Source organism: Pseudomonas sp. CAN1 (assembly GCF_030462585.1).
GTDB lineage: Bacteria > Pseudomonadota > Gammaproteobacteria > Pseudomonadales > Pseudomonadaceae > Pseudomonas.
This window is the reverse complement of record NZ_JASMRU010000002.1, coordinates 181,368-208,061: the sequence shown is the minus strand read 5'-3', so window position 1 is coordinate 208,061 and position 26,694 is coordinate 181,368. Positions and strand designations below refer to the sequence as shown.

The following is a 26,694-nucleotide window of genomic DNA, read 5'->3' as shown; positions in this document are numbered from 1 at the left end:
TCCTGAACGCAAGCTTACGAAGATCAACGTCCGCGCAGGAAAAGCTTGTCCAGTTCGTCGAGGCCCAGCTGGGTCCAGGTCGGCCGGCCGTGGTTGCACTGGCCGCTGCGCTCGGTCACTTCCATGTCACGCAGCAGGCCGTTCATTTCCGGCAGGGTCAGGCGGCGATTCGCGCGCACCGCGCCATGGCAAGCCATGGTGCCGAGCAGCTCATTGAGATGCGCCTGGATGCGGTCGCTGGTGCCGTACTCCAGCAGATCGGCGAGCACATCTCGCACCAGCTGGGTAGCCTCGGCCTGCTTGAGCAGCGCGGGAATCTGGCGAATCGCCAGGGTTTCCGGGCCGAGCCGCTGCAGCTCGAAGCCGAGCCTGGAGAACCAGGCGCCATGCTCTTCCGCGCAGTCCGCTTCGCGCTCGCTGACAGCAATGGACTCGGGCACCAGCAGCGGCTGGCCGCGCAGGCCTTCGCTGGCCATGGCGGTCTTCAGGCGCTCGTACATGATGCGTTCGTGGGCGGCGTGCATATCCACCAGCACCAGGCCGTGGGCGTTTTCCGAGAGGATGTAGATGCCCTTGAGCTGCGCCAGGGCGTAACCCAGCGGCGGCACGTCCTGGCTGCTTTCCGGCAGCGCCTGCGGCGCCTGGTCTGGCAGCGGAGCGAAGTAGGCCTTGTAGGCGCCCTGGGCCTCCTGGATCGGCGGCATTTCCGGGCGATTCGGCTGATAGCTGTAGCCACCACCGCTGCCACCGCCACTACCACCAGAGCCACCCGAAGTCGGGCTGGGCTGCCACGCACGCGCGGCGGCAGGAGCCTCCAGCACAGTCTCGGACAGACGCATTTCACCCTGCGGGCCGAACTCGCCGGCCTCCGCGCCAGTGGGGCGCGGCACGGTCAGGGTGGTCGCTCCCGGCGGCGCCAGCTGGTCGTCCGGACGCACTTCCGCCAGCGCCCGGTGCAGGGTGCCGTAGAGGAAGTCGTGGACCATGCGGCCGTCGCGGAAGCGCACTTCATGCTTGGTCGGGTGGACGTTGACGTCCACCACCGACGGATCGACCTCGAAGAACAGCACGAAGGTCGGATGCCTGCCGTTGTACAGCACGTCGCGGTAGGCCTGGCGCACGGCGTGGGCGACCAGCTTGTCGCGCACCATGCGGCCGTTCACGTAGAAGTACTGCAGGTCCGGCTGGCTGCGCGAGAAGGTCGGCAGGCCGACCCAGCCCCACAGGTGCAGGCCGTTGCGCTCCACCTCGATGGGCATCGCCTGCTCAAGGAAGCCGGAGCTGCACACGGCGCCCACGCGGCGGGCGCGGGAGGCTTCGTCCTTGGCCTCATGCAGCGAGAGGATGGTCTTGCCGTTGTGGCGCAGGTGGAAAGCCACGTCGAAGCGGGCCAGGGCCAGGCGCTTGATGACTTCCTGCAGGTGATCGAATTCGGTCTTCTCGGCGCGCAGGAACTTGCGGCGCGCCGGGGTATTGAAGAACAGGTCGCGCACTTCGATGCTGGTGCCCACCGGGTGAGCCGCCGGCTTCACCGTGGACTCCATGTCGCGGCCCTCGACTTCCACCTGCCAGGCCTGTTCGGCGTCGGCGGTGCGCGAGGTCAGGGTCAGGCGCGAGACGGAGCTGATCGAGGCCAGCGCTTCACCACGGAAGCCCAGGCTCATGACCCGTTCGAGGTCTTCCAGTTCGCGGATCTTGCTGGTGGCATGGCGCGCCAGGGCCAGTGGCAGGTCGTCTGCCGGGATGCCGCTGCCATCGTCACGCACGCGCAGCAGCTTGACGCCGCCCTGCTCGACTTCGATGTCGATGCGCCTGGCACCGGCATCCAGGCAGTTTTCCAGCAGCTCCTTGATCACCGATGCGGGTCGTTCGACCACTTCGCCGGCGGCGATCTGGTTCGCCAGCCGCGGCGTGAGCAGCTGGATGCGGCGTGCGTCAGTCATTGCTGCGACGCCAGGGAGGTGCCCGGAATCTTCAGCACCTGGCCGATCTTCAGCTCATCGCTCTTGAGCGAGTTGGTGCTGCGGATCGAAGCAGTGCTGACATCGAAGCGGCTGGCAACCATCGCCAGGCTGTCGCCACTGCGCACCACGTACTCGCGCGGACCAGAGGCAAGTTGGCCGCCATCGCGCAGCGAGGCGATGTAAGTGCCCGGCGGCGGAGTCTGCACGAAGTACTGACGCACGCCGGCAGCGATGGAGCGCGCCAGCGCCTGCTGGTGCGAGCCGCTGGCCAGCTTGGCGGATTCGTTGGGGTTGGAGATGAAGCCGGTTTCCACCAGGATCGACGGGATGTCCGGGGACTTCAGCACCATGAAGCCGGCCTGTTCCACGCGGCGCTTGTGCAGCGGGGTAACGCGGCCGACGCTGGTCAGCACCTTGTGGCCGACGTCCAGGCTGGAGGACATGGTGGCGGTCATCGACAGGTCGAGCAGTACGCCAGCAAGCATCTTGTCCTTGTCGTCGAGGTTCACCCCGCCGTCGCCGCCGATGAGGTCGGAACGGTTTTCCGTGTCGGCCAGCCAGCGCGCGGTCTCGGAGGTGGCGCCACGGTCAGACAGGGCGAACACCGAGGCACCGAACGCACTGCGGCTGGGCGCGGCGTCGGCGTGGATGGAGACGAACAGGTCCGCGCCCTTCTTGCGGGCGATCACCGTGCGGTTGCGCAGCGGGATGAAGTAGTCGCCGGTGCGCGTCAGTTCGGCGCGGAAGCCTTTCATCTGGTTGATCTGCCGTTGCAGCTCGCGGGCGATCGACAGGGTGATGTTCTTCTCGTGCAGGCCGTTCGGGCCAAGGGCGCCGGGGTCTTCGCCGCCGTGGCCGGCGTCGATGGCGATCACCACGTCACGCTTGCCGCCGGTACTCGGCGCGGGAATCTTGGCGACCGACTGCGCAGGGCTGACCGGCGTGGCGGGCACGTTGGGCGTCGGGGTCGCGGGGACGTCCGGGGCGATGTCGGCGCCCTGGTCATAGAGATCGACGACCAGGCGGTTGCCGTACTGCTGGTTCGGCGGCAGCACGAAGCTCTTGGGCGTGACCTGGTTCTTCAGGTCCAGCACCAGGCGCAGATCGGTGGGCGAGCGCTGGGCCGAGCGCATCGCGGTGATCGGCGTGTTGCCCAGCTTGATCTTGTCGAGGGCGGCGGCCATCTGCGCACCGTTGATGTCGACGACGATGCGGTTGGGCGCACTCAGGGTGAACAGGCTGTGCTGCACGGGGCCGGACAGATCGAACACCAGGCGTGTGTTGTCCGGCGCGCGCCAGATGCGCACGCTCTTGATTTGCGTGGCGGCAGAAACCTCACCGGCAACGAATGCCAGCAGAACGGACACCCCGATAAACAACGCCCGAAGGCGCAACCCCCAACCCATCTTTTTTCTATGCTCCCGTGGCCAGGGCGGCACACCAGGCTTCGCCCCGTGTTCCGTGCGGGTCGAGGCGCAGCATGCGTCCGCCCGCATGCGGAACAATGGTAATGTCCATGTCGGCCTTTGGCAAAATGCCTTTGCCGCGTTCCGCCCACTCGATCAGGCACAGCACGTCGCCGTCGAAGTAGTCGCGGATGCCGAGGAACTCCAGCTCCTCGGGGTCGGCGAGGCGGTAGAGGTCGAAGTGGAAGGCGCGCAGATCGCCGATTTCGTAGGGCTCGACCAGGGTGAAGGTCGGACTTTTTACCGAGCCGCCATGACCCAGCCCCCGCAGGATGCCGCGCGACAGCGTGGTCTTGCCCGCCCCCAGGTCCCCGTGCAGATAGATGATGCCGCGCCCACCGGTCGCCACGGCAATCCTTCGACCGAGATCGACCATGGCGTCTTCGCCGTCGGCGAACAGATTCAGTTCAGGCATGGGCACAGCTCCTCGAGCAACTGACGAACGGCAGGAATCAGATCAGCGGCAGCCAGCCCGCGGCCTTGCGGGCCCAGCGACTCGCCGGCACGGGCGTGCAGCCAGACGGCCAGGCACGCGGCATCGAAACCCGGCAGCCCTTGCGCCAGCAGCGCACCGAGGATGCCGGAGAGCACATCGCCCAGTCCCGCCCCCGCCATCGCGGGATGCCCATGGCTGCACAGCGCCAGCCGACCATCCGGGGAGGCGACCAGACTGCCGACGCCTTTGAGCACGACCACCGCCTGGTAGCGCTGCGCCAGTTCGTGGACGGCCTTCGGCCGATCCGCCTGCACCTCGGCGGTGGAAATCCCCAGCAGACGCGCCGCCTCAGCGGGATGGGGAGTGATCGCCCAGTCGCCGGACGGGCGCGCCACCAGGCCCTCGGCCAGCAGATTGAGCGCATCGGCGTCCCACACCTGCCGACGCTCCAGGCTCGCCGCCGCACTGACCAGCACGCGCCCCCAGGCTTCGCGACCGACACCGGGGCCGACCACCAGCACATCGGCGCGCTCGGCGAGGCGCAGCAGTTCTGCAGAAGAGGAGACGCCGCGCGCCATCAGCTCAGGCCGGCGCGCCAGAGCAGCCGGCACGTGGGCGGCGCGGGTCGCCAGGGAAACCAGCCCGGCGCCGCAACGCAGCGCACTTTCCGCCGCGAGCAGCACGGCGCCGCCCATGCCGGTATCACCACCGATCACCAGCGCATGGCCGAACTGGCCCTTGTGTGCGGCTTTCGGGCGGGCAGCCAGACGAGCCAGGGACGCCGGAGCGAGACGGCGCGCCACACCATCTGCGGGAATCAGCGCGGGGTCGGCATCCAGTGCGTCGAACACCAGCTCGCCGCACTGATCGGGGCCGCTGGAAGTGAACAGGCCGAGCTTGAGGCCGATGAAGGTCACAGTCAGGTCGGCGTTCACCGCGCAACCCAGCACTTGCCCCGTGTCGGCGCTGAGGCCGGAAGGGATATCCACCGCCAGCACCGGCAGGCCGCTGGCGTTGATCGCAGCAATGGCCGAGGCGTAAGGCTCGCGCACCTCGCCGCCCAGGCCAGTGCCCAGCAGCGCATCCACCAGCACGCCGCGCAGCTCGGCGCTGTCGCTCCAAGCTTCGATATCCACCCCGACCGAGCGTGCTTCGCCATGGGCCGAGGCGGCATCACCGGAGAGACGCGAGGCGTCGCCCACTGCCATCACCCGCACGCGCCAGCCGGCCCGCAGGGCCAGGGCGGCGATCAGGTAGCCGTCGCCGGCATTGTTGCCGTGGCCGGCCAGTACGGTGACTTCGCCGGCATCCGGCCACTGGCGGCGCAGGGCGCGCCAGGCGGCGTGGGCGGCGCGGCGCATCAGTTCGAAGCCGGGGGTGCCGGCGGCGATCAGGCGCGCGTCGAGGTCGCGCACCTGTTGGGCGCTGAAAAGGGTCAGGGGCAGAGCGTCGTGAGCGTGGGCAGTCATCGCTGTTCCGGGCGGCAGAATGTGTCGCCTTGGCGTTCGGACGGGCCGACGCCGGCAAGGTCTGGCAGAATTATACGCACCCGGACTTCCGTTTCTCGCCTTCCATGCACGATTCGACACTCGACCACGACGACCTCGCCCGCTCCATCAAGGACTGGGGGCGCGAACTCGGCTTCCAGCAGGTGGGGATCAGCGGGCTCGATCTGGAGGAGCACGGCGCGCATTTGCAACGCTGGCTGGAGGCGGGCTATCACGGCGAGATGGACTACATGGGCGCCCACGGCAGCAAGCGCTGGCGGCCGGACGAACTGGTGCCCGGCACCCTGCGGGTGGTCTCGCTGCGCATGGATTACCTGCCCGGCGACACGCGCATGGCGCAGGTGCTGGGCGACCCGGAGAAGGCCTACGTGTCGCGCTACGCCCTGGGCCGCGACTACCACAAGCTGATCCGCAAACGCCTGCAGCAACTGGCCGAGCGCATCCAGCAGAAGGTCGGCCCATTCGGCTTCCGCGCCTTCGTCGACAGCGCGCCGGTGCTGGAGAAGGCCATCGCCGAGCAATCGGGCCTGGGCTGGATCGGCAAGAACACCCTGGTACTGAACCGCAAGGCCGGCAGCTACTTCTTCCTCGGCGAGCTGTTCACCGACCTGCCGCTGCCGGTGGACGAACCCCACGGCACGGAGCACTGCGGGCGCTGTTCGGCCTGCATGGACATCTGCCCCACCGCCGCCTTCGTGGCGCCCTATGTGCTGGATGCGCGGCGCTGCATCTCCTACCTGACCATCGAGCTGAAGGGCCCGATCCCCGCAGACCTGCGCCCGCTGATCGGCAACCGCGTGTTCGGCTGCGACGACTGCCAGATGGTCTGCCCGTGGAACCGTTTCGCCCGCGCCACCGACCAGGGCGACTTCCAGCCGCGCCACAGCCTGGACAACGCCGACCTGGCGCAGCTGTTCCTGTGGACGGAAGAGGAATTCCTCAGCCGTACCGAAGGCTCGCCGTTGCGGCGCGCGGGTTACGAGCGCTGGCTGCGCAACCTGGCGGTAGGGCTGGGCAATGCGCCGTCGACCATCCCGGTGATCGAGGCGCTGCGCGCGCGACGGGAGTTCCCGTCGGAACTGGTGCGCGAGCATGTGGAATGGGCGCTGGCACGCCACCACGCCGAAATCTGAAGCTTTTCATAGGAGCGAGCTTGCTCGCGAACAGCCCCGCAACAGGGTTTGTTCGCGAGCAAGCTCGCTCCTACAAGAGCAGAAGCGCGCCGCCTACACCTTGATGAAGTGCTCGCGGTAGTAGCGCAGCTCGGCGATGGACTCGCGGATGTCGTCCAGGGCCAGGTGGGTGTTGCCCTTCTTGAAGCCGTCGCGCACCGACGGCGCCCAGCGTGCGGCCAGTTCCTTGAGGGTGGAGACGTCCAGGTTGCGGTAGTGGAAGTAGCCTTCCAGCTTCGGCATATGGCGATAGAGGAAGCGGCGATCCTGGCAGATGCTGTTGCCGCAGATCGGCGAGCTGCGCTTGGGCACCCACTTTTCCAGGAAGGCGATGGTCATCGCTTCGGCTTCGGCTGCGGAGATGCTGCTTTCGCGCACGCGCTGGGTCAGGCCGGACTGGCCGTGCTGGCGGGTGTTCCACTCGTCCATGCCGGCGAGCAGCTCCTCGCTCTGGTGCACGGCGATCACCGGGCCTTCCTCGAGGATGTTCAGGTCGCTGTCGGTGACGATGGTCGCCATCTCGATGATGACGTCCTTGTCCGGGTCCAGCCCGGTCATTTCCAGGTCGATCCAGATCAGGTTCTGCGGGTTCTGCATGATGGGGCTCCTCAGCTCAGCCCCCTAGTTTAGCGGGAAGCGGGCGCGCGCATGCTAAACTGCGGCGCGATTTTCCCTGTGGATACCCTATGGCCAAGCGTCACCTCACCCGCCGGCAGAGCTGGCGGATCGAAAAAGTCCAGGAAGAACGCGCCGCCCGCGCGGCGAAGCGCGAGTCGCGCGCCCTGGAAGAACTGGAAGGCGGCGACCTTGGCCCGGAACAGACCGGCCAGGTGATCGCCCACTTCGGTGTGCAGGTGGAAGTCGAGGCCCAGGACGGCGACGACGCCGGCCAGGTATTCCGCTGCCACCTGCGCGCCAACCTGCCGCCGCTGGTGACGGGCGACCAGGTGGTCTGGCGTCCGGGCAACCAGGGCATCGGCGTGATCGTCGCGCAGTTGCCGCGAACCTCCGAGCTGCGCCGCCCGGACATGCGCGGCGTGCTCAAGCCGGTGGCGGCCAACGTCGACCGCATCGTCATCGTCTTCGCTCCACGCCCGGAACCCCACGCCAACCTGATCGACCGCTACCTGGTGGCCGCCGAGCACGCCGGCATCAAGCCGCTGCTGTTGCTGAACAAGGCCGACCTGATCGACGAGGAGAACGCGCCCTTCCTCGACTCGCTGCTGGGCACCTACCGCGAGCTGGGCTACCCGCTGCTGGAAGTCTCGGCAGCCAACGGCCTGGCGCTGGACGCCCTGCGCGCGGCGCTGAACGAGCACGTCAGCGTGTTCGTCGGCCAGTCAGGCGTGGGCAAGTCGTCGCTGGTCAACGCGCTGCTGCCGGGCGTCGACACCCGTGTCGGCGACCTCTCGGAAGTCACCGGCAAGGGCACCCACACCACCACCACCGCGCGGCTGTTCCACTTCCCCGCCGGCGGCGACCTGATCGACTCCCCCGGCATCCGCGAGTTCGGCCTTGGCCATGTCAGCCGTGACGACGTGGAAGCCGGCTTCATCGAATTCCACGACCTGCTCGGCCACTGCCGCTTCCGCGACTGCAAGCACGACCGCGAACCGGGCTGTGCGCTGCTCAAGGCGCTGGAAGACGGGCGCATCTCGCCGCAGCGGATGGCCAGCTACCGGCACATCCTCGCCAGCCTGCCGGAAGACGAGTATTGATCGGCGGGTGACGCCGCAGCGCCGGCGTTGCCCGAATCTGTAGGAGCGAGGGGACGCCATCGTTATTGCTCGCGAGCAAGCCCCTCTGCGATGCGGTTCGCGAGCAAGCTCGCTCCTACGAAAAGCCCTCTCGCCAACCCATTTGGCATAACCGTAGGGCGCATAACGCCTCAAGCGTTATCCGCCATCGGCCCGAGCCGCGAAATGGCGGATAAAGCGTTCCGCTTCATGCGCCCTACAGGAAGAAGGCCAGCTGAACAGCTGGCCTTCTGCTTTCTCACTGCTGCTTGTTCAGCTCATCGAGCTTCAGCGTGCCGCCGTCGTCGAACAGGTTGAGCTTCTGCTTGAGCTGGTCCGGCGGCAGCGGGTCGCCCTGCCCGTTCGCCGGCTTGGCCGGCGTGGCATTCGGCGTGGCGGTACCCGGAGCACCCGGAGCAGCTTGCGCCCCCGGTGCGGCAGGCGTGGCGCCATCGGCCGGTTTCTCCGTGCCGCCATCCTGGCCTTCGATAGCCCGCTGGGCCTTCTTGGTCAGGACGATGATGTCGATGCGGCGGTTCACCGGGTTGAGCGGCTTGTCACGGTCGAACAGCGCAGACGAGGCGTAACCGACCACGCGAGCGATCTGGTCTTCCGGGTAGCCGCCCGCTTCCAGCGCACGCCGGGCGGCGTTGGCGCGGTTGGCCGAAAGCTCCCAGTTGCCGAAATCGCCGTTGCCGGCGTAGGGCTTGGCGTCGGTATGGCCGCTGATGCTGATCTTGTTCGGCACCTGCTGGATGGTCTCGGCCAGCGCCAGCAGGATGTCCTCGAAGTACGGCTGCAGGCGCGCGCTGCCCAGGTCGAACATCGGCCGGTTGTCCGAGTCGACGATCTGGATGCGCAGGCCGTCCTGGGTGATCTCGAACAGAATCTGGTCCTTGAAGCGCTTGAGGGTCGGGTTCTCGTCGACCTTGTTCTGCAGCTCCTGCAGCAGCAGCTCCAGGCGCTCCTTCTCGACCTGCTCGGCAACATCCTGGGCCTGCTGCTCGGTGACCTTGGCGTTCTCGTCCGGGTTGATCCGCGTTTCGTCGGCGTCCGGCTGGGCCTGGATCTGCGGGTTCAGGGTCTTGTCCGGCGCCGGCGTCGGCGTGCCGCCCAGGTCGATCACGTAGGGGCTGGCACTCTCGGTGAAACCGATGGGGTCCTGGAAGTAGCCGGAGATGGCCTTCTTCTGCTCCGGCGTGGCCGAGGACAGCAGCCAGAGCACGAGGAAGAACGCCATCATGGCGGTGGCGAAGTCGGCGAAGGCGATCTTCCAGCCACCTCCATGGTGGCCGGCGGCATAGCGCTTGATGCGCTTGACGATGATCGGCTGGTTGTTATCCATGCTTAGCGCCCACGTACCGCCTGTTCCAGCTCACTGAAGCTGGGACGGTGCGCCGGCAGCAGCACCTTGCGGCCGAACTCCACGGCCAGCGACGGCGGCATGCCGGAGGCGGAAGCCACCAGACAGGCCTTGATCGCCTCGTACAGGTTCAGCTCTTCCTTGGCATCGTGCTCCAGGGCGTTGGCCAGCGGGCCGACGAAGCCATAGGCGGCGAGAATACCGAGGAAGGTGCCCACCAGCGCCGCGGCGACGTGGTGGCCGATCTCGGCCTGGCTGCCCTGGCCGAGCAGGGACATGGTAATCACGATGCCCAGTACTGCGGCGACGATACCGAAGCCGGGCAGGCCGTCGGCGACGCGGGTCACGGCGTGGGACGGGTGTTCGAGGTCTTCCTTCAGGCTGCCCAGTTCCATGTCGAACAGGCCTTCCAGCTCGTGGGGCGCCATGTTGCCGGAGGACATGATGCGCAGGTAGTCGCAGACGTACGCGGTCATGCGTTCGTCCTTGAGCAGCGCCGGGTACTTGCTGAAGATCGGGCTCGCGGCCGGGTCCTCGACGTCGGCCTCGATGGCCATCATGCCTTCGCGGCGGCTCTTGTTGAGCACCTCGTAGAGCATGCCCAGCACTTCCAGATAGAAGGTGTGGGTGAAGCGGTTGCCGAACATCTTCGGCGCCTTCTTCAGCACGGTCATGAAGGTGCTGCCGGGGTTCGCCTGGAGGAACGCACCCAGCGCGGCGCCGCCGATGATCAGCACTTCGAACGGCTGGATGATGGCCGCGATCTTGCCGCCGGAGAGCATGAAGCCCCCGATGACACTGCCGAGGATGACGATGATGCCGATGATTTTTGCCATGAGGACCGGACTGAAACTGTGAACAGAATGAGAGGCACGATTCCCGCCTCCCTGTTGTTATCGGAGATTTCGGGCAAGACTATAGGCCGAAAACACTAAAAACCAGTTCGGCGCCTCACGCATGTCCAAGCAAATGCTTCAACCAGAGCGTCTCAAGGCCTGGCTCGACCAGTTGGAAGATCTGCCTTTGCCGGTTCCGCTGGAGCAGCGCGACGACATTCGCCGTGCGCTGAACGATAGCCGACGCTCGATCCGCGACATTGCCGACCTACTGCAGGACGCGCCAACCCTGGCTTTCGCCATCCTGCGCGAGGTCAACCGCGCCGAGAGCGCGCGGGACAACCCGGCGGAAAGCCTGGAGGTCGCCCTCAATCGCCTGGGCCTGGCCCGCGCCAGCCAGTTGCTCGACCGCCTGCCGGCAGTACCCGAGGCACAGATGCCGCGTGCGCTGAACCAGCTGCTGCTGATCAGCCGCCACGCCATGCAGCAGGCCAGCGGCCTGTTCGCCAACCGCCTGGCGCGGCTCTGGCAGGAAATCCACTGGGGCAGCCTGTTCACCCTCGCCCCGCTGTGGGCGCTGGCCACCGCGCGGCCGGAGCTGATCGAAGCCTGGCAACGCCAGGTCTACGGCCTGGGCCGCTGCAGCAGCGAAGTCGAACTGGAGCTGCTCGGCACCCGCCTTTTGCCGCTATGCCGCGAACTCGCCCAGCGCTGGCGCCTGCCGGACTGGGTGGCCCAGGGCTACGCCCTGCTCAGCGACGACAAGCGTCTGCTGGTGCGCGCGCTGCACGTGGCACACACCGAACATGACGCGCTGGGCCAGCAGCAGCGACTGGACGCCGACCCTGAGCTGCAGCGCTGGCTGACCCGCCCGGCCAACACCATCCTGCTGGCCAACAGCATCGCCATGGCCGCGCACCAGTCCTGGGGCGGTGTGCACATGCTGCGCTGGCAGCGCCTGACCTGCCTTTACCTGCAGATGCCGCTGGATGAACTGCAGCAGACCGTCCATGGCCTCGCCGCACAGAGCGCCCGCCGCCACGCCCGGCCGCTGCTCTGGCACCCTGCTGAGGCGCTGCTCTGGCCCTGGGACGCCAAGCGCTGGCTCAACGGCCCGAAGGCCGAGGAACCGGCCAAGGCGCCGGATACCCTGGCCGACTGGCGCCAGCACTGCACCCGCCTGATGCAGACACCCAGCCCGTTCGGCAACGCCGTGCAACTGCTCGACTGCGCCAGCGCCGCGCTGCAGGCCTGCGGGCTGCAACGCGGGCTGATCCTGCTGGCCGACAAGGCCGGCAACTGGCTGCAGGCGCGCCGGCACTTCGGCCTGGACAGCGAGATCGGCGACTTCAAGCTGGAGGTGGCCGCCAGCCCGGTGCTGCGCAAACTCCTGCAACAACCCGGTCAGCTGCGCCTGAGCCCGAACAACATGGCCGAGTTCTCCGCGCTGATCCCCGGTTCACTGAAGGCGCTGCTGCCCAGTGAACACCTGCTGCTGCGCTCGCTGGGCAACGGCGCGCGGGTGGTCATGCTGGTGGTCTGCGACCGCCACGGCCAGCCGCTGGCCGACCTGCACGCCCAGGCCTTCGGCCGCACCGTGCAGTGCATCGAGCACGCGGTGAAGCAGATGGCGCGGGGCGGCTGATCCACGAAAGCTTTGCGCCCCGCCGCGCCCCCTTTAAACTGACCGCCCTCACGGGGTAGCCCAGGGCACCTGCTCACGTTGCCTCCCCCACCTTTTCCACCGGGAGACTCCGCCATGTCCGCCTTCTCCGCCCTGCCGCTGGTGATCGAACCGGCCGAGCTTGCCAGCCGTCTCGACGCTCCCGAACTGATCCTGGTCGACCTCACCAGCACCGCGCGCTATGCCCAGGGCCACATCCCCGGCGCCCGCTTCGTCGCCCCCGCGCGCACCCAGCTGGGCGGTCCGGCACCGGGCCTGCTGCCGGCCAAGGCCGACCTCGAAGCGCTGTTCGGCGAGCTGGGCCACAACCCCGATGCCGTCTATGTGGTCTACGACGACGAAGGCGGCGGCTGGGCCGGCCGCTTCATCTGGCTGCTGGACGTGATCGGTCACAGCCAATACCACTATCTCGACGGCGGCCTGCACGCCTGGCTCGCCGACGGCCTGCCGCTCTCCGAGGACGTCCCGGCAGCGGCCGGCGGCCCGCTGCCGCTGACCCTGCACGACGAACCCACCGCCACCCGCGAATACCTGCAGAGCCGCCTGGGCGCCGCCGACCTGGCCGTCTGGGATGCCCGCAATCCCAGCGAGTACAGCGGCCAGAAAGTCCTCGCCGCCAAGGGCGGGCACGTGCCCGGGGCGGTGAATTTCGAGTGGACCGCCGGCATGGACCCGGCCCGCGCCCTGCGCATCCGCACCGACATGCCGCAGATCCTGCAGGATCTGGGCATCACCCCGGACAAGGAAGTGATCACCCACTGCCAGACCCATCACCGTTCCGGCTTCACCTACCTGGTGGCCAAGGCCCTCGGCTATCCGCGGGTCAAGGGCTATGCCGGTTCCTGGTCGGAATGGGGCAACCATCCCGACACCCCCGTAGAGGTTTAAGGAATGTCGTTCAAAGATCGTTTGTTCATCCTCGCCCAGTACCTGCTGCCGCATCACCTGCTGTCGCGCCTCATCGGCTGCGCCGCGGAATGCCGCGCGCCCTGGTTCAAGGACCGCCTGATCCCCTGGTTCGCCCGCCGCTACAAAGTGGACATGCGCGAAGCCCAGGTCGAGGACCTGAGCGCGTATGAGCACTTCAACGCCTTCTTCACCCGCGCCCTGAAAGACGGCGCCCGCCCGCTGGACGAGACTGCCGGCGCGGTGCTCTGCCCCGCCGACGGCGCCATCAGCCAGCTCGGCCCGATCGAGCACGGCCGCGTGTTCCAGGCCAAGGGCCACAGCTACAGCCTGATGGAACTGCTGGGCGGCGACGCCGAGCGTGCCGCGCCCTTCATGGGCGGCGAATTCGCCACCGTCTACCTGTCGCCCAAGGACTACCACCGCGTGCACATGCCGCTGGCCGGCACCCTGCGCGAGATGGTCTACGTACCTGGCCGACTGTTCTCGGTGAACCAGCTGACCGCCGAGCAGGTACCGGAACTGTTCGCCCGCAACGAGCGCGTGGTGTGCATCTTCGACACCGAGCGCGGGCCGATGGCCGTGGTGCTGGTGGGCGCGATGATCGTCGCCTCCATCGAAACCGTGTGGGCCGGCCTGGTGACTCCGCCCAAGCGTGAGCTGAAGTCCTTCTCCTACGACGAAGCCGCCCGCGCGCCGATCCACCTGGAAAAAGGCGCCGAACTGGGCCGCTTCAAGCTGGGCTCCACCGCCATCGTGCTGTTCGGCCCCGAGCAGGTCAGCTGGGCGGAAAACCTCGCCGCCACCAGCGCCGTGCGCATGGGCGAGCGCCTGGGTGGCGCGCGCCAGGGCTGACGCCCACCTCTATAAGGCGGGCGGCCAATGAGCCGCCCGCCAGTGTTTTTGCCTCATCGTGCTAGTTCCCTGCCATGAATCGTTACCTGCACCTCTTCGGCTGGCGGGCCAACGCCACCAGCCACCTGGAAAAATGGCTCTCCGCAATCGGAGCGCTGTGCGGCATCGCCGCCATCTACGCCGTCACCCACTGGGTCCTGCCCGGTGAAGCAGCCATCTGGGTCGTCGCCTCCATGGGCGCCAGCGCCGTGCTGCTGTTCGCCGTGCCCCATGGCGCGCTGTCGCAGCCCTGGGCAGTACTCGGCGGACAGGTGCTCTCGGCCATGGTCGGGGTGATCTGCCAGAAACTCTTCCCCGACCAGCCCTTCACCCCTGCCCTGGCGGTGGGCGCGGCGATCCTGGTCATGCATTACGCGCGCTGCATCCATCCGCCCGGTGGCGCCACCGCACTGGCAGCAGTCTCCGGCGGCCCGGCCGTGACCGCGCTGGGCTTTCACTACGTGCTCAGCCCGGTGCTGCTCAATGTGGTGCTGATCCTCGCCGTCGCCGTGGTGTTCAACGGGATGTTCGCCTGGCGCCGCTATCCCGCGCCGCTGGCACGCCTGCCGGCCACGCCGAAGCTGCCGGCCGGCCCGTCGCCGGAAGACCTCTACCACGCGCTGCGCAAGATGGATTCGTTCATCGACGTGCAGTTCGACGACCTGCTGAAGATCCTCCAGCTGGCCCAGGAGCACGCCCAGGCGCAGCGCCTGACCGCGGACGACATCCTCCTCGGCGCCTGCTACAGCAACGCCCTGAGCGGCGATGCCTGGGCCGTGCGCCAGGTGATCGACAGTCACCCGGAGCAGCGTGGCCGCCAGGACCAGCTGGTCTACAAGGTGGTGGCCGGCGCCGGCAAGGGCAACACGGGCGCTTGCCGCCGCCAGGACCTGCTCGACTGGGCCGCCCACGCGGTAGTCGCCCAGGGCGACGGCTGGGTGCGTGTCACGCCGCAGGAGTCGGCGAAAGATGCCCTGCAACGCCAGATCAAAGGGGAAACCCCGCTGCCGTGACCTGTCCGCGCACCAGCCGGGCGATGGGCTGCGGTGGGCGGCGGATGCTGCTAGAGTTCGGAAAAAGCCGACAGTTATGAGCAACCGGTTCGTACAACGGACCGGATTGTGGAGAAACCAACCCCACTATGGACAACAGTCCCCAGCAGTTTCTACGTGTCCCCACGCCGACGCACGAGAGCCTGAGTTTCTGCAACGCCAACACGCGCGAGCTGAAAACCTGGCTGGACCATCTGCCCAAGGCCAACCTCGGAGAGACCGCGCGTCAGCTCTACCAGGGGCTGATCGAGCTGAACCAGCTCAAGCTCCCGGTGGAGACGCGCCTGCAATTGCTGGAACTGTTCCGCCCGGAAGTGCACTTCGTCTGCCATAACCTGGAGCGGCACTTCCTCAACCAGTCCATCGTCCTCGACGAGCGCCCGCGCAAGGTCGCCAACCTCTGCCAGGCCCTGCAGAACCACCTGGCCATCGGCTACAAGCTGATCGCCGTGCGCGAGGCCTCGCGCTTCACCCGCGAACGCGCGCAGGTGATGACCGCCGCCATCCAGCGCGCCATCCGCAGCCTGTGCGGCCCGCTGGTACGAGCCTCGCAGCTGTATTGCCCGGTGCCCGAACATCTCTGGCTGGAGCTCCACCAGCTGTACCAGCTCGCCCGCCAGCACGGCCTGCAGAACACTCCGGTGCGTGATGCACTGGCGCGCCAGTCCCCGGGGCTGTCCATCGAACAGTCCTACCTGGTGGCGCTGATGCTCGGTTCGGCGCGCTGCAACCAGATGCGCCAGAACAACATCGCCCGCGTCGCCGAAGTCCTCGAAGGCTGGAGCTCGCTGGTGAAGGTGCAGGCCGCTGACCTGCCGTCCACGCTGTTCGTGGTGATGCCGCAGGTCGACGGTCCGCCGCGCTACCGCACCCTGTTCAAGGAAACCGACCTCGGCGGCGGCCTGGGCATCGACCCGCAACCGCTGGTGGACCAGATCCGCGAATACCTGATGCTCAGCGCCGAAGACCGGCCCAAGGCGCGCCTGAAGGTGCCCGAGGGCGTCAGCATCGACCTGCTGCAGCACCTGGCGGCCGCCTGGGGCGACATCGCCGAGCGCACCTTCCACCGCACGCCCGGCCAGGGCCAGCTGACCCTGTGCATCGGCATGAGCGCCCTGCACTACTTCCTTGCCGGCCGCCGCAGCTTCGCCGACGTGCTGAAGATCCAACTGGAAGTCCAGGCGCCTACCTTCAAGGCAGAAATCAGCGACGCCTGGTCGAGCGCCTTCGATGCGCAGAAGGTCAACGACTGGCAGCCCGGCATGCCCATGGAGGAAATCGAATACACCGCCCCGCGTCACACCGACGACACCGGCGTGAGCACGACGCAGGAAGCCCCGCGCGACGATTACCCGGTGTTCACCCTGGCCATCGTCAACCACAGCCCCGGCGGCTACTGCCTGACCTGGCCGAAGGAAATCCCCAGCCAGCTGCAGGCCGGTGAAATCCTCGGCATCCAGGACACCCCCGAGCACAGCTGGAGCATCGCCGTGGTGCGCTGGATTCGCCAGGTCCGTGGCGGCGGCACGCAGATGGGTATCGAGCTGATCGCTCCGCTCGCCCAGCCCTGCGGCCTGCAACTGCTGCGCAAGACCGAACAGGGCAGCCAGTACCTGCGCGCCCTGCTGCTGCCGGAGATCGCCGCGATCTCCCGGCCGGCCACTGTCATCACCCCGCGCCTGCCGTTCCAGGAAGGCAACCGCGTGCAGCTCAACCTGCAGGGCGACGAGCGCCGCGCCACCCTGACCCGCAAGGTCACCGCGACCGCCAGCTTCACCCAGTTCGAATACCAGGCGCAGGATGCGGCGGGAGCCCCGAGCGATAAGCCCATCACAGCCGCGAACACTCGCGGGAATGGTGGGGAGGAAGATTTTGACTCACTGTGGAAGTCTCTGTAGATTTCAGAAAATTCCCACTTGTCGCCTTTTTGCTGCCGTCCAGCGCGGTATAAGCAGCCTTCCCCATGGCCAATGAAAAGAAAACCATCCGCCTGCTGATCCTGGAAGACTCGCAGAACGAAGCCGAGCGCCTGGTCAGCCTGTTCCGCAACGCCGGTCGTGCGACCCGCGTCCACCGCATCACCTCCAGCGAAGACCTGGCGGAGATCCTGTCCCAGGGCTGGGACCTGCTGATCGCAGCCCCCGAAGCCGAGGCGCTGGACCCGAGCGAAGCGCTGGGCGCCATCCGCCGCCAGGCCAAGGACATTCCCTTCATCCAGCTGGTCAGCGGCAACGATTCCGATGCCGTGACCGAGGCCCTGGCGCTCGGCGCCCAGGACGCCCTGCCGCAAGGCGAGGATGAACGACTGATCCTGGTGGCCAACCGCGAGCTGGCCAACCTGGAGGAGCGCCGTGCGCGCCGCTCCGCCGAAGTCGCCCTGCGCGAGGCCGAAAAGCGCTGCCAGCTGCTGCTGGACAGCTCGGTGGACGCCATCACCTACGTCCACGACGGCATGCACATCTACGCCAACCGCGCCTACGTCGGCCTGTTCGGCTACGAGGACGCCGAGGAACTGGAAGGCATGCCGATGATCGATCTGATCGCCGGTTGCGACCAGGCCACCTTCAAGGACTTCCTCAAGGGTTATCAAACCACCGAGGACAACGCCGACCTCGCCTGCAGTGGCATCCGCAGCGACGGCCAGGCCTTCGCCGCACGCATGACTTTCTCGCCGGCCACCTACGACGGCGAGCCGTGCATCCAGGTGGTGATCCGCGCCGAGACCGACAACGCCCAGCTCGAAGAGAAGCTGCGCGAAGTCAGCAGCCAGGACCTGGTCACCGGCCTGTACAACCGCGCGCACTTCCTCGACCTGATGGACAGCGCCGTGGAGCGCGCGGTGACCGCCGGCCAGCCGGCGACCTTCGCCTACATGCAGCTCGACCGCGCCCAGACCCTGCAGCTCAACCTCGGCGTGGCCAGCATCGACCTGCTGCTGGCCGACCTCGGCAACCTGCTGCGCGGCCAGTTCCCCGAGCAGGCGCAACTGGCGCGCCTGAGCGACGACGTCTTCGCCGTGCTGCTGCCGGGCGAAGACCCGGAGCAATCGACCGCACGCTTCAGCGCCCTGCTGAAGAAGGTCGAAGGCCACCTGTTCGACATCCACGGCCGCACCGCCCAGGTCACCCTGTCCATCGGCGTTGCCGGCCTGGACGAGAAGACCACCCGCGCCCAGGAAGTCATCGAACGCGCCCACCGCGCCGCCGACGAGATCGCCCAGAAGGACGGCAACGGCCTGAAGGTCTACAACCCGGCCGACGAGCTGGCTGCCGCCGCCTACCGGGGCGACATCGCCGCGATCATCCGCCAGGCGCTGGAGCAGAACAGCTTCCGCCTGCTGTTCCAGCCGATCATCAGCCTGCGTGGCGACACCCACGAACACTACGAAGTCCTGCTGCGCCTGCTCAACCCGCAGGGCGAGGAAGTACCGCCGGCGGACTTCCTCAATGCTGCCAAGGCCGCGGGCCTGGCGGAGAAGATCGACCGCTGGGTGCTGCTCAACTCGATCAAGCTGCTCTCCGAACACCGCGCCAAGGGCCACGAGACCAAGCTCTTCGTACATCTCTCCGGCTCCGGCCTGCAGGACCCCGAGCTGCTGCCGTGGCTCAGCGTGGCGCTGAAGGCCTCGCGCCTGCCGGCCGACGCGCTGATCGTGCAGATCAACGAGCCGGACGCCATCGCCTACCTGCGCCAGGCCAAGGTGCTCAGCCAGGGCCTGGCCGAGCTGCACTGCCAGATCGCCCTGTGCCAGTTCGGTTGCGCGCTGAACCCGTTCAACACCCTCAAGCACATGAACGTCGACTTCGTGAAGGTCGATGGCTCCTACGTGCAGGACCTGAGCAATCCGGAAAACCAGGAAAACCTGAAGACCCTGATGGCCAGCCTGCACGCCCAGGCCAAGCTGACCATCGTGCCGATGGTGGAAAGCGCCACCGCCCTGGCCACCCTCTGGCAGGCCGGCGCCAACTATATCCAGGGCCGCTACCTGCAGGGCCCGAGCCAGGCGATGGATTACGACTTCGCCTCGGACGAGTAATCCCGACGCAGTTCCGGCGTTGGGGTTGATCCATCGCGAACAAAGCCCGCTCCTACCCCCGACCTAGGCGTAGGAGCGGACTCCGTCCGCGATAGGGTCCGTTTCACACCGAGCCCTCGCAAAAACTAAAAAGCCGCCCCGAAGGGCGGCTTTTTTCATTCCGGCATCGATCAGCGCTCGTCGGCGCCTTCGCGGTCGCGGAAGCCGAGCAGGTAGAGGATGCCATCCAGCCCGAGGGTGGAGATCGCCTGCTTGGCCGACTGCTTGACCAGCGGCTTGGCGCGGAAGGCCACGCCCAGGCCGGCCAGGCCGAGCATCGGCAGGTCGTTGGCGCCGTCGCCCACGGCGATGGTCTGTTCCAGCTGCAAACCTTCCTTCGCCGCCAGCTCGCGCAGCAGGTCAGCCTTGCGCTGGGCATCGACGATGGGCTCGATGGCCACGCCGGTCAGCTTGCCGTCGACGATCTGCAGCTCGTTGGCGAACACGTAGTCGATCCCGAGCTTGGCCTGCAGCTGCTTGGCGAAGTAGCTGAAGCCGCCGGACAGGATCGCGGTCTTGTAGCCCAGGCGCTTGAGTTCGGCGAACAGCGTCTCGGCGCCTTCGGTCAGGCGCAGCGAGGCGCCGATCTCTTCCAGCACGTCCTCGGATAGCCCCTGCAGCAGCGCCAGGCGCTCCTTGAAGCTGGCACGGAAGTCCAGTTCACCGCGCATGGCGCGCTCGGTGATCTCGGAGACCTGCTCGCCGACGCCGGCGGCCTTGGCCAGTTCGTCGATCACTTCGGCCTCGATCAGCGTCGAGTCCATGTCGAATACCGCCAGGCGACGGTTGCGGCGGAACACCGAATCCTGCTGGAAGGCGATATCGACGTTCAGCTCCTGGGCCACGCTGAGGAACTCGGCGCGCAGGGCCGCAGGATCTGCGGGCTCGCCACGCACGGAGAACTCGATGCAGCCCTTGCCCTGGTCGGCCGGCATGTCCAGCGGCATGCGCCCGGACAGGCGGTCGATCTGGTCGATGTTCAGGCCGTATTTGGCAGTGATCGAGCTGACCCGCTGCAGCTGCTCGGCGGTCACCCGGCGCGTCAGCAGGGTGACCATGTGGCGGGGCTTGCCCTGGCCACCGACCCACTGGCGGTAATCATCTTCGGACACCGGCGTGAAGCGCACCTGCTGGTCGAGCTTGTAGGCCGTGAACAGCACGTCCTTGAGCACCGACGAGGCCCGCTCTTCATCCGGGATTTCTACCAGGATGCCGAAGGACAGGGTGTCGTGGATCACCGCCTGGCCGATGTCGAGGATATTCACGCCACCCTGCGCCAGGACGCCGGTAATGGCCGCGGTGAGGCCGGGGCGGTCTTCCCCGGTGATATTGATCAGGACGATCTCGCGCAAGGCGCTGTCTCCGCCATGGAAAAAAGGCGGCCATTCTACCTGCTTTCCGTCGCTCCAGCCGCCCCGCAAGGCAGGGCCGTCGATCGGAATGAGCCCACGCTGGCCGACGGACGCCGACTTTAGCCGCCTTGACAGCGCCTGCGGCGCTTTGCCCCTCGGGAGGGCCTCGTTATACTGCCGGCTCTGCCCTTAAAGAAGACCGAGCCCGCTGTGACCCGGCCCACCTCCGTCAAGCCCGACAATTTCTTCCTGCTGCTCTTCCACGCCCTGCGCCAGCGGCGCGTGCCGATTGCCCTGCGGATCGCCATCCACGGCCTGCTGCTGGTGGCGGCCGCCCTGGTGATCTACGCCTGGGTGATGGGCATGCAGTTCAAGCAGGCCATGCAGCAGCAGGCCGACGCCCTGGGTCAGAGCCTGACCACCCAGACGGCGCAGTCCGCCACCGAGCTGCTGGTGTCCAACGACATCCTCAGCCTCAACGTGCTGCTCAACAACCTGACGAAGAACCCGCTGGTGGCCCACGCCGCCATCTACAGCGTGGACAACCGCATCCTCGCCGAGTCCGGCACACGGCCCAAGCAGGGCCTGCTGGGCGACGCCGAAGGCCTGTACTCGACGCCGATCACCTTCCAGGAAGTGATCGCCGGGCATCTGCGCATCAGCCTCGACATGCACCAGTTCGAGCAGCCGATGACCGTCAGCCTGCAGAGCATGGGGCTGATCAGCCTGATCCTGCTGCTGCTCACCCTGACCTTCGGCTTGCGTCTGGGCCGGCAGATTTCCACACCCTTGTTACAGCTTCGTGTCTGGCTGCGCGACCCGGATGACCCCGCGCCGGGCGCCGACCTGCAGAACGAGATCGGCGACCTCGCCCGCCAGCTGCAATCGCGCCTGGTGCCGGAGAAGCCGCCGGCGCCGGAGCCGGTGGTCAGCGCCCCTGCCCCGCGCCCGAAAGCCGCGCCCAAGGCAGCCGCCAAGGAGCCGCTGCTGGACGACACCGTCGCCATCGACGAACACGAATTCGACGAGAACATTTTCTCCGACGACGAACTGCTCGCCCCCGCCGCCCGCCGCAAGCCGGCTGCCGACGAGGACTTCCCCGAGGAAGAAGAATTCGAGCCTGCCGCCCGGGCGGAAGCCGAAGACGAAATCGGCGTCGAGGAAGAAGAGGCCGAGCCTGAGCCGGTTGCCGCCGGCACCAGCGCCGTGCTGGCCGTGCAACTGGGCGCCCAGGAGCAACTGCGCCGCTTGCCGCGCCCGCGCCTGGTCGACCTGCTGCAACGCTACCGCGACTGCCTGGAACAGGCCGCGCGCCTGTACAAGGGCACGCTCTACACCCTCAGCGACGGCGGCAGCCTGATCCTCTTCCACAGCCGTGACCAGGACGAGGAATACCTCACCAACGCACTGTGCTGCGGCGAGCTGATGCGCGCCCTGGGTCACGCCCTGCAGATCGAAGTCGCCGACAGCGGCATCACCCTGCAACTGCAACTGGGCCTGGTATTGGGTGAAGACGTCGCCGACCTGGAGCAGGCCGAGTTGCTGGCCAATACCGCTGCACAGGACGCCTTGGCGCTCAGCCAGCACAGCCGCAACCTGCTGCTGGTGGAAAAAGCCATCGGCGACGATGACAAGGTCCGCGAGCGGGCACGCATCCGCCCGATCGCCAGCCCGGAAAACGCCTGCTGCGTGGAATGGCTGAAGGAACCCTACCCGTCGATGCTGGAACGCCAGCTGTCGCGCATGCGCGCGCTGCGCACCACCTGACCCCCAACAGTAGAGGGGCCGCCGCCGGGCCCCACGTGGAAAGGATTCCATGACCACCCTGATCACCCATCCCCTGCCGGCGCTGGCCGTCGGCCTGGCACTCGGCTCGCGGATCATTCCGCCGCGCCTGCTGCTGGCGGGCATGCTCGCTGCCTGCCTGCCCGACCTCGACGTGGTCGCCTTCAAGCTGGGCATCGCCTACAACGACGCTTTCGGCCATCGCGGCTTCAGCCATTCGCTATTGTTCGCCGCCTGCATCGGCCTGCTGGGCGCGCTCTGCTGCCGCCTGCTGAGCAGCGGCCCACTGAAAGCCGGCCTGTGGATCGGCCTGGCGACCGCCTCACACAGCGTGCTGGACGCCATGACCGATGGCGGCTTGGGCGTTGCCTGGTTCTGGCCCTGGAGCCAGCAGCGCTACTTCCTGCCCTTCCATCCCATCGAAGTGTCGCCTATTGGCCTGTCGCGCTTCCTCAGCGCACGCGGGCTGGAGGTGCTGATCTCGGAGGCGCGCTGGGTCTGGCTGCCTTGCCTGCTGGTGGCTATCGGCGGCATCGGCCTGCGCCGGCTGCTGCGCCGCGAAGCCTGATTCAGCGCGGAGCGAGCTGCGCCTGCAGCTGCTCCAGCAACGAAGCCTGATCGCGCGGCAGCGGTAGCTGCGCGCTGTAGCCCTGGAAGCTGGCGAAGCGCGCCTGGTAATCCAGCTCGACCTGGAAGCGGTTCTCCCAGCCCGGCGAGTCCATCGGCATCAACTGGTCGCAATCGCGCAACGCTTGCGGCGAAGCACAGGGCTTGTAGGACTGCGGATAGACCTGGTGCTTCCACAGCACCCAGGGCGACAGCGCCAGGGCGCCCAGGCGATTGCGCCGCAAGTCCAGCTCCAGCAACTGCAGCAGACCGTTGCCGCCCAGGTACTGGTGCTGGTAGTCGACCATCACCATGTCCACGCTATGCCCCAGGTCATTGAGCATCCGCGTGTGCGCTGCGCCATCGGCATGGGCGCTGAGGGTGAGGAAGACCTGGTCGTTGCGGCGGATCAGCCGCTCCCACAGAAGCGGGCCGCTGGCGCTACCCTCGCGGGACAGCTCCACCACACCCTCGGGACTGCGCCGCAGGATGTTGTGCGAAACCAGGATCGCCGGCACGTGGGGATGTTCGTCGAGCACGCCCTGAGCCCAGGCCAGAGTGGCTTCCGACGGGCTCCAGTCCAGCGCCAGCAGCAGGAACGACTGGCCATAGCGCTGGAACAGGTGGACCTGGCTCAGCCCCTTGGGGTCGCTGCCGACATAGGTGCTCTGCCAGGCCGCGCGCTGCGGGCCGAAGTGGTCCTTGAATTCATCGAGGAATGAGCGCTGGTCATCCGGCGTCGCCGCGCTGCGCACGTCGCGCTCGCCGGTGACGATGCTGTAGGGCACGCCGCGCTCTTCCAGGGTGCGCATGGCGCCGCTGGCGGTCGACCACTGATTGGCGGCGTCGGAGTTCTCCACCACGTCGCCCAGGTGCACCACCAGCGGCACCTGCAGCGCTTCGGCGTTCTTCGCCAGCCAGAAGGTCTGGGCGAAGAAGGCCATGGCCGGCGCGTACGGCAGGTCCGGATAACGCTCCTCACTGCGCAGCAGGTGGCGCTCGCGGTGGTTGTTCTCCGCGTAGTACTGGGTATCGGGCAGCAGCGGCAACACGAAGCTGCCTCCGCCCGGGACGATCTGCAGCGCCGGCAGCGGATGCTGGCGGAAGAACGCCTGGCTGCGCTCGACCTGGTCCTGGGTATCGGAATCGTTGCAGCCGGCCAGCAGCAGGCTGCCGGCGAGCAGGGTCGTAAGCGGCTTCATCACGGCGAGGTGCCCGCTCCCTCAAGGCGCAGCAGACGGTATTCATCGTTGCTGAAACGGCCACTGAACAAGGGGTCGGGCAGGCCCGGTAGCGCAGCGGCGAGACGCGCCAGGTCGCGCTCCTCAACCATCAGCAGCAGCGGCCCGCGCAGGGCGGCGAGTTGCTGCGGGGTATCGGGGAACTGCGGTTGCAGGTCGCGATCCAGGTTGACCATCAGCTTGATCGCCTGCGCGTCCTTGCCCATGCCGTAGAGCACCAGCGACGACGGACGCGCTTCGAGCTGGCGGGCCACTTCGGCGGAGAAGGCCTGCGAGTCGTAGAGTCGATGCTCGACCGGCTCGAACACCAGGATGTAGCCGCCCCACAGGGCCAGCGCCGCGCACAGCGCCTGAACGGCCGGTTGCCGCCAGCGCAGTGCTGCCAGCACCAGCAGCCCGGCCAGCAGGGCAATGCACAGCGGCAGGCGCCAGCCGAGGCCGGCAAGTTCCGCGGGGTAACGCCGCCAGGCGAACCACAGCCCCGCCAGCAGCAGCACTGGAAACACCAGCCAGAGCCCGCGCAGCACGGCACGCAGGACACCGGCCAGACGGCTGCCGGCGACCATGAACGGATAACCGGCGACGATTGCCGCCAGGGGCGCCATCGCGATGATGTAGCGCGCCTTCTTCGCCTGCGGCACGGACAGCCCGGCCATCACCACCAGTGCCGCCAGCGCGCAGCCGGCCACCAGGCGGGCCGCCGGCTCCTGCCGGCGCTTCCAGAGCAACAGCAGGGCCGGCAGCGCCAGCGGGAACACCAGGGCGTAGTTGCCCAGCGAACTGCGGAAGTAATACAGAACGTCACTGGAGCCGGCGGTGCCGTCCAGGCGGCCGGTCACCTGCATGTGAATAACATCCTGGACAAAAGCTTCGCCGCCGGCGACGCGGGCCAAGGCGAGCAGCACCAGGGTGCAACCGATCAACAGGGCCAGGGCGCTCGGGCAGAACAGCAGCAGGGCCTTCCAGCGCCGATCCAGCAGCAACAGGCAGCAGACCATTCCTGCCGGCACCACCACCCCCAGCGGGCCACGCAGGGCGAAGCCGACGAACAGCAGCGGCAGCAGACGCACGAGCAGGCCCGGCAGGCTGTACCGCGCGCTGTCGTAGGCAATCAGGAAGGCCAGCAGCCCCACCGCTGCCACCATCAGATCGAGGGAGATCGCCCGGGTTTCGCTGACAAAGGTCGCGGTCAGCAGCAGCATCGCCACGCTGATCAGCGCCCAACTGCGCGACAGCGGCGCCACCAGGCGGTAGACGATGCCCGTGCACAGTGCCGCGGCCAGCGCCGTCGGCAGCCAGGCGGTGAAGCTGGTGACCTTGCCCAGCGGCAGCGACAGCAGGTAGATCAGCCAGGTCGAGGTTGCCGGGTAGTCCGGATAGGGCTCGCCGTAGGTGGTCGGGAACCAGCCGGGCCCGTGGCGCAACATTTCCTTGGCGAACAGGGCGAAGCGCGAGTCGAAGCCGACGAAGGCATCGCCCTGCACGCCACAGAGGAACAACAGCAGGGTCGCCAGTGCGACGCAAAGCGTCTGACGAGCCAGGGCGGAATCCGCCTGAACATGGGAAGGAAGAGGGAATGAGGACACGTCGGATCTCTCGCAGGCTCCGCGTGGAAAGTGTCCGCGCGCAACGACCTGCATGTCGGCCAGTTGATAACACGAGGGCCGTCAAGAATATGTCAAAGGCAGGCGGGAGCCGAAACGAAACGGCCCGCAGAGCGAGGCGCTGCGGGCCGTTGGTAAGTCAGTCACAGTACGCGACTAGAAGCGGTAGACCTCGACGTCGGTGCGGATCGGCACCACCAGCGGGATCTTCGGCCCCTCTTCCTTGGGCTTGGCCGCCTGCTCGGTGTTGGCCACCACAGGCTTGCGCGGCGGCGCGGCCTGTTGCTCGGCGACCGCAGTCGCTACCGGGCGCACATCGCGAGCCAGCTGGACCGACAGCTTGCGCAGCAGGTCGCCCTGGGCGCGCACCTGGTCCTGCACGCTGCCCGAGTGTTCTTCCTGCTCACGGAAGACACGGCTGTCACGCAGCTCGCCCTTCGGATCGAGAAGACGCCAGCGCGCTTCCAGCACCGCCGGTTCCTTCGGACCGGAGTCCAGGCGGCTGATGGTCAGCATGACCTGCACCTGCGGGGTGAAGCCGGGCTTCTCCGGGAACAGGGCCAGGCGGGTGCTGTCCAGCTCGCCGGAGAGCAGGCGCATCAGCTGCTGGCTGACGTTGGTCTCCAGGCTGCCGGCCCAGCGGGCCTCGGTGGACAGGTTGAGGATTCCGTCAGCCTGGCGCTGGACCATGGTCTCGCGCTTCAGGTAATCGGCCAGGGATACCGGACCGAGGAGCACAGCGACACCGTTGTCACGTTCCGGAACCGGAACGGCACCCGCATCCAGCTGGTACAGCTGGGTCGGTCGATTCACCGTGCAGCCCGCCAGCCCGAGGAGGCTGACGAGGGAAAGATAGGCCAAGGCGCGCAATGCGCTCATCTGGATCACCGTCATTCGCCGAAGTTCGGCGCTACTTCCAACAAAACAAAAAAGAATTCAGGCAACGCGCCAAGGCGCCGGTTACCCAAGGGGACCTATCATCCCCTAACCGGCGCCTCAGCTCCAGAGGCAGGA

At 67.4% G+C, this 26,694-nt stretch carries 21 protein-coding genes; 10 read left to right on the top strand and 11 right to left on the bottom strand.

Annotated features, from left to right (window positions below; genetic code table 11):
* Window positions 1-23: 23 nt before the first annotated feature.
* Genes mutL through QO207_RS03830 form a run of 4 tightly spaced genes read right to left on the bottom strand, consistent with a single transcriptional unit; the run spans window position 24 to window position 5,335 of the window.
* Window positions 24-1,943, bottom strand: coding sequence for a DNA mismatch repair endonuclease MutL (gene mutL / locus QO207_RS03845; protein ID WP_301531261.1), 1,920 nt, complete (start codon window positions 1,941-1,943; stop codon window positions 24-26).
* A complete protein-coding gene (gene amiB / locus QO207_RS03840) occupies window positions 1,940-3,370 on the bottom strand; it encodes an N-acetylmuramoyl-L-alanine amidase AmiB (RefSeq protein ID WP_301531260.1) in 1,431 nt (476 codons plus the stop codon). The genes mutL and amiB overlap by 4 nt, the downstream gene beginning before the upstream one ends.
* Window positions 3,371-3,377: 7 nt before the next feature.
* Window positions 3,378-3,845 (bottom strand): tRNA (adenosine(37)-N6)-threonylcarbamoyltransferase complex ATPase subunit type 1 TsaE, encoded by a 468-nt coding sequence (tsaE, locus tag QO207_RS03835; protein WP_301531259.1) that lies wholly within the window; start codon window positions 3,843-3,845, stop codon window positions 3,378-3,380.
* Window positions 3,833-5,335, bottom strand: a complete 1,503-nt coding sequence (locus QO207_RS03830; protein ID WP_301531258.1) for an NAD(P)H-hydrate dehydratase — start codon at window positions 5,333-5,335, stop codon at window positions 3,833-3,835. Before QO207_RS03830 ends, tsaE begins: the two co-directional genes overlap by 13 nt.
* Before the next feature lie 104 nt (window positions 5,336-5,439).
* Between QO207_RS03830 and queG the strand changes: the two genes are divergently transcribed.
* Entirely contained in the window at window positions 5,440-6,507 is a 1,068-nt protein-coding gene (gene queG, locus QO207_RS03825; protein WP_301531528.1) for a tRNA epoxyqueuosine(34) reductase QueG, read from the top strand.
* Window positions 6,508-6,600: 93 nt separating this feature from the next.
* Here the strand turns inward: queG and orn are convergent, their stop codons facing one another.
* Window positions 6,601-7,143 carry an oligoribonuclease gene (orn, locus tag QO207_RS03820; RefSeq protein ID WP_233297351.1) on the bottom strand — a complete coding sequence of 181 codons (543 nt, stop codon included), beginning with the start codon at window positions 7,141-7,143 and terminating at the stop codon, window positions 6,601-6,603.
* Window positions 7,144-7,232: 89 nt separating this feature from the next.
* On the opposite strand from orn, the gene rsgA reads away from it, so the two are divergent.
* Entirely contained in the window at window positions 7,233-8,264 is a 1,032-nt protein-coding gene (gene rsgA / locus QO207_RS03815) for a small ribosomal subunit biogenesis GTPase RsgA (protein ID WP_138214032.1), read from the top strand.
* 277 nt (window positions 8,265-8,541) lie between these two features.
* Here the strand turns inward: rsgA and motB are convergent, their stop codons facing one another.
* Both motB and motA read right to left on the bottom strand, forming a co-directional pair.
* The gene (gene motB, locus QO207_RS03810) at window positions 8,542-9,627 is read right to left on the bottom strand and encodes a flagellar motor protein MotB (protein ID WP_301531257.1); all 1,086 of its coding nucleotides are present in this window, start codon (window positions 9,625-9,627) and stop codon (window positions 8,542-8,544) included.
* A gap of 2 nt (window positions 9,628-9,629) precedes the next feature.
* Entirely contained in the window at window positions 9,630-10,481 is an 852-nt protein-coding gene (gene motA / locus QO207_RS03805) for a flagellar motor stator protein MotA (protein WP_184595175.1), read from the bottom strand.
* 121 nt (window positions 10,482-10,602) lie between these two features.
* Between motA and QO207_RS03800 the strand changes: the two genes are divergently transcribed.
* From QO207_RS03800 to QO207_RS03775, 6 genes are all read left to right on the top strand, one after another.
* Window positions 10,603-12,126, top strand: a complete 1,524-nt coding sequence (locus QO207_RS03800; RefSeq protein WP_301531256.1) for an HDOD domain-containing protein — start codon at window positions 10,603-10,605, stop codon at window positions 12,124-12,126.
* 114 nt (window positions 12,127-12,240) lie between these two features.
* Window positions 12,241-13,053 (top strand): thiosulfate sulfurtransferase, encoded by an 813-nt coding sequence (gene rhdA, locus QO207_RS03795; RefSeq protein WP_301531255.1) that lies wholly within the window; start codon window positions 12,241-12,243, stop codon window positions 13,051-13,053.
* Window positions 13,054-13,056: 3 nt separating this feature from the next.
* Entirely contained in the window at window positions 13,057-13,926 is an 870-nt protein-coding gene (gene asd, locus QO207_RS03790) for an archaetidylserine decarboxylase (protein ID WP_301531254.1), read from the top strand.
* Between the two features lie 74 nt (window positions 13,927-14,000).
* Window positions 14,001-14,978, top strand: a complete 978-nt coding sequence (locus tag QO207_RS03785) for an HPP family protein (protein ID WP_301531253.1) — start codon at window positions 14,001-14,003, stop codon at window positions 14,976-14,978.
* Between the two features lie 128 nt (window positions 14,979-15,106).
* Window positions 15,107-16,915 (top strand): molecular chaperone, encoded by a 1,809-nt coding sequence (locus QO207_RS03780; protein ID WP_301531252.1) that lies wholly within the window; start codon window positions 15,107-15,109, stop codon window positions 16,913-16,915.
* Window positions 16,916-16,980: 65 nt separating this feature from the next.
* Entirely contained in the window at window positions 16,981-19,053 is a 2,073-nt protein-coding gene (locus tag QO207_RS03775; protein WP_301531251.1) for an EAL domain-containing protein, read from the top strand.
* A 170-nt stretch (window positions 19,054-19,223) separates the two neighbouring features.
* On the opposite strand, the gene serB is transcribed toward QO207_RS03775, so the two are convergent.
* Complete coding sequence (serB, locus tag QO207_RS03770) at window positions 19,224-20,444, bottom strand: phosphoserine phosphatase SerB (protein ID WP_301531250.1); 1,221 nt, start codon at window positions 20,442-20,444, stop codon at window positions 19,224-19,226.
* A 210-nt stretch (window positions 20,445-20,654) separates the two neighbouring features.
* On the opposite strand from serB, the gene QO207_RS03765 reads away from it, so the two are divergent.
* Both QO207_RS03765 and QO207_RS03760 read left to right on the top strand, forming a co-directional pair.
* Complete coding sequence (locus QO207_RS03765; protein ID WP_301531249.1) at window positions 20,655-22,211, top strand: AhpA/YtjB family protein; 1,557 nt, start codon at window positions 20,655-20,657, stop codon at window positions 22,209-22,211.
* Between the two features lie 49 nt (window positions 22,212-22,260).
* On the top strand, window positions 22,261-22,797 hold the full coding sequence (locus QO207_RS03760) for a metal-dependent hydrolase (protein ID WP_301531248.1): 537 nt from the start codon (window positions 22,261-22,263) through the stop codon (window positions 22,795-22,797).
* 1 nt (window position 22,798) lies between these two features.
* On the opposite strand, the gene QO207_RS03755 is transcribed toward QO207_RS03760, so the two are convergent.
* The 3 genes from QO207_RS03755 to QO207_RS03745 all read right to left on the bottom strand — a co-directional run bounded on the left by QO207_RS03755 (window position 22,799) and on the right by QO207_RS03745 (window position 26,559).
* Complete coding sequence (locus QO207_RS03755; protein ID WP_301531527.1) at window positions 22,799-24,037, bottom strand: calcineurin; 1,239 nt, start codon at window positions 24,035-24,037, stop codon at window positions 22,799-22,801.
* Window positions 24,037-25,662 carry a glycosyltransferase family 39 protein gene (locus tag QO207_RS03750; protein WP_301531247.1) on the bottom strand — a complete coding sequence of 542 codons (1,626 nt, stop codon included), beginning with the start codon at window positions 25,660-25,662 and terminating at the stop codon, window positions 24,037-24,039. The genes QO207_RS03755 and QO207_RS03750 overlap by 1 nt, the downstream gene beginning before the upstream one ends.
* A gap of 174 nt (window positions 25,663-25,836) precedes the next feature.
* Complete coding sequence (locus QO207_RS03745; protein ID WP_301531246.1) at window positions 25,837-26,559, bottom strand: membrane integrity-associated transporter subunit PqiC; 723 nt, start codon at window positions 26,557-26,559, stop codon at window positions 25,837-25,839.
* Window positions 26,560-26,694: the final 135 nt, after the last annotated feature.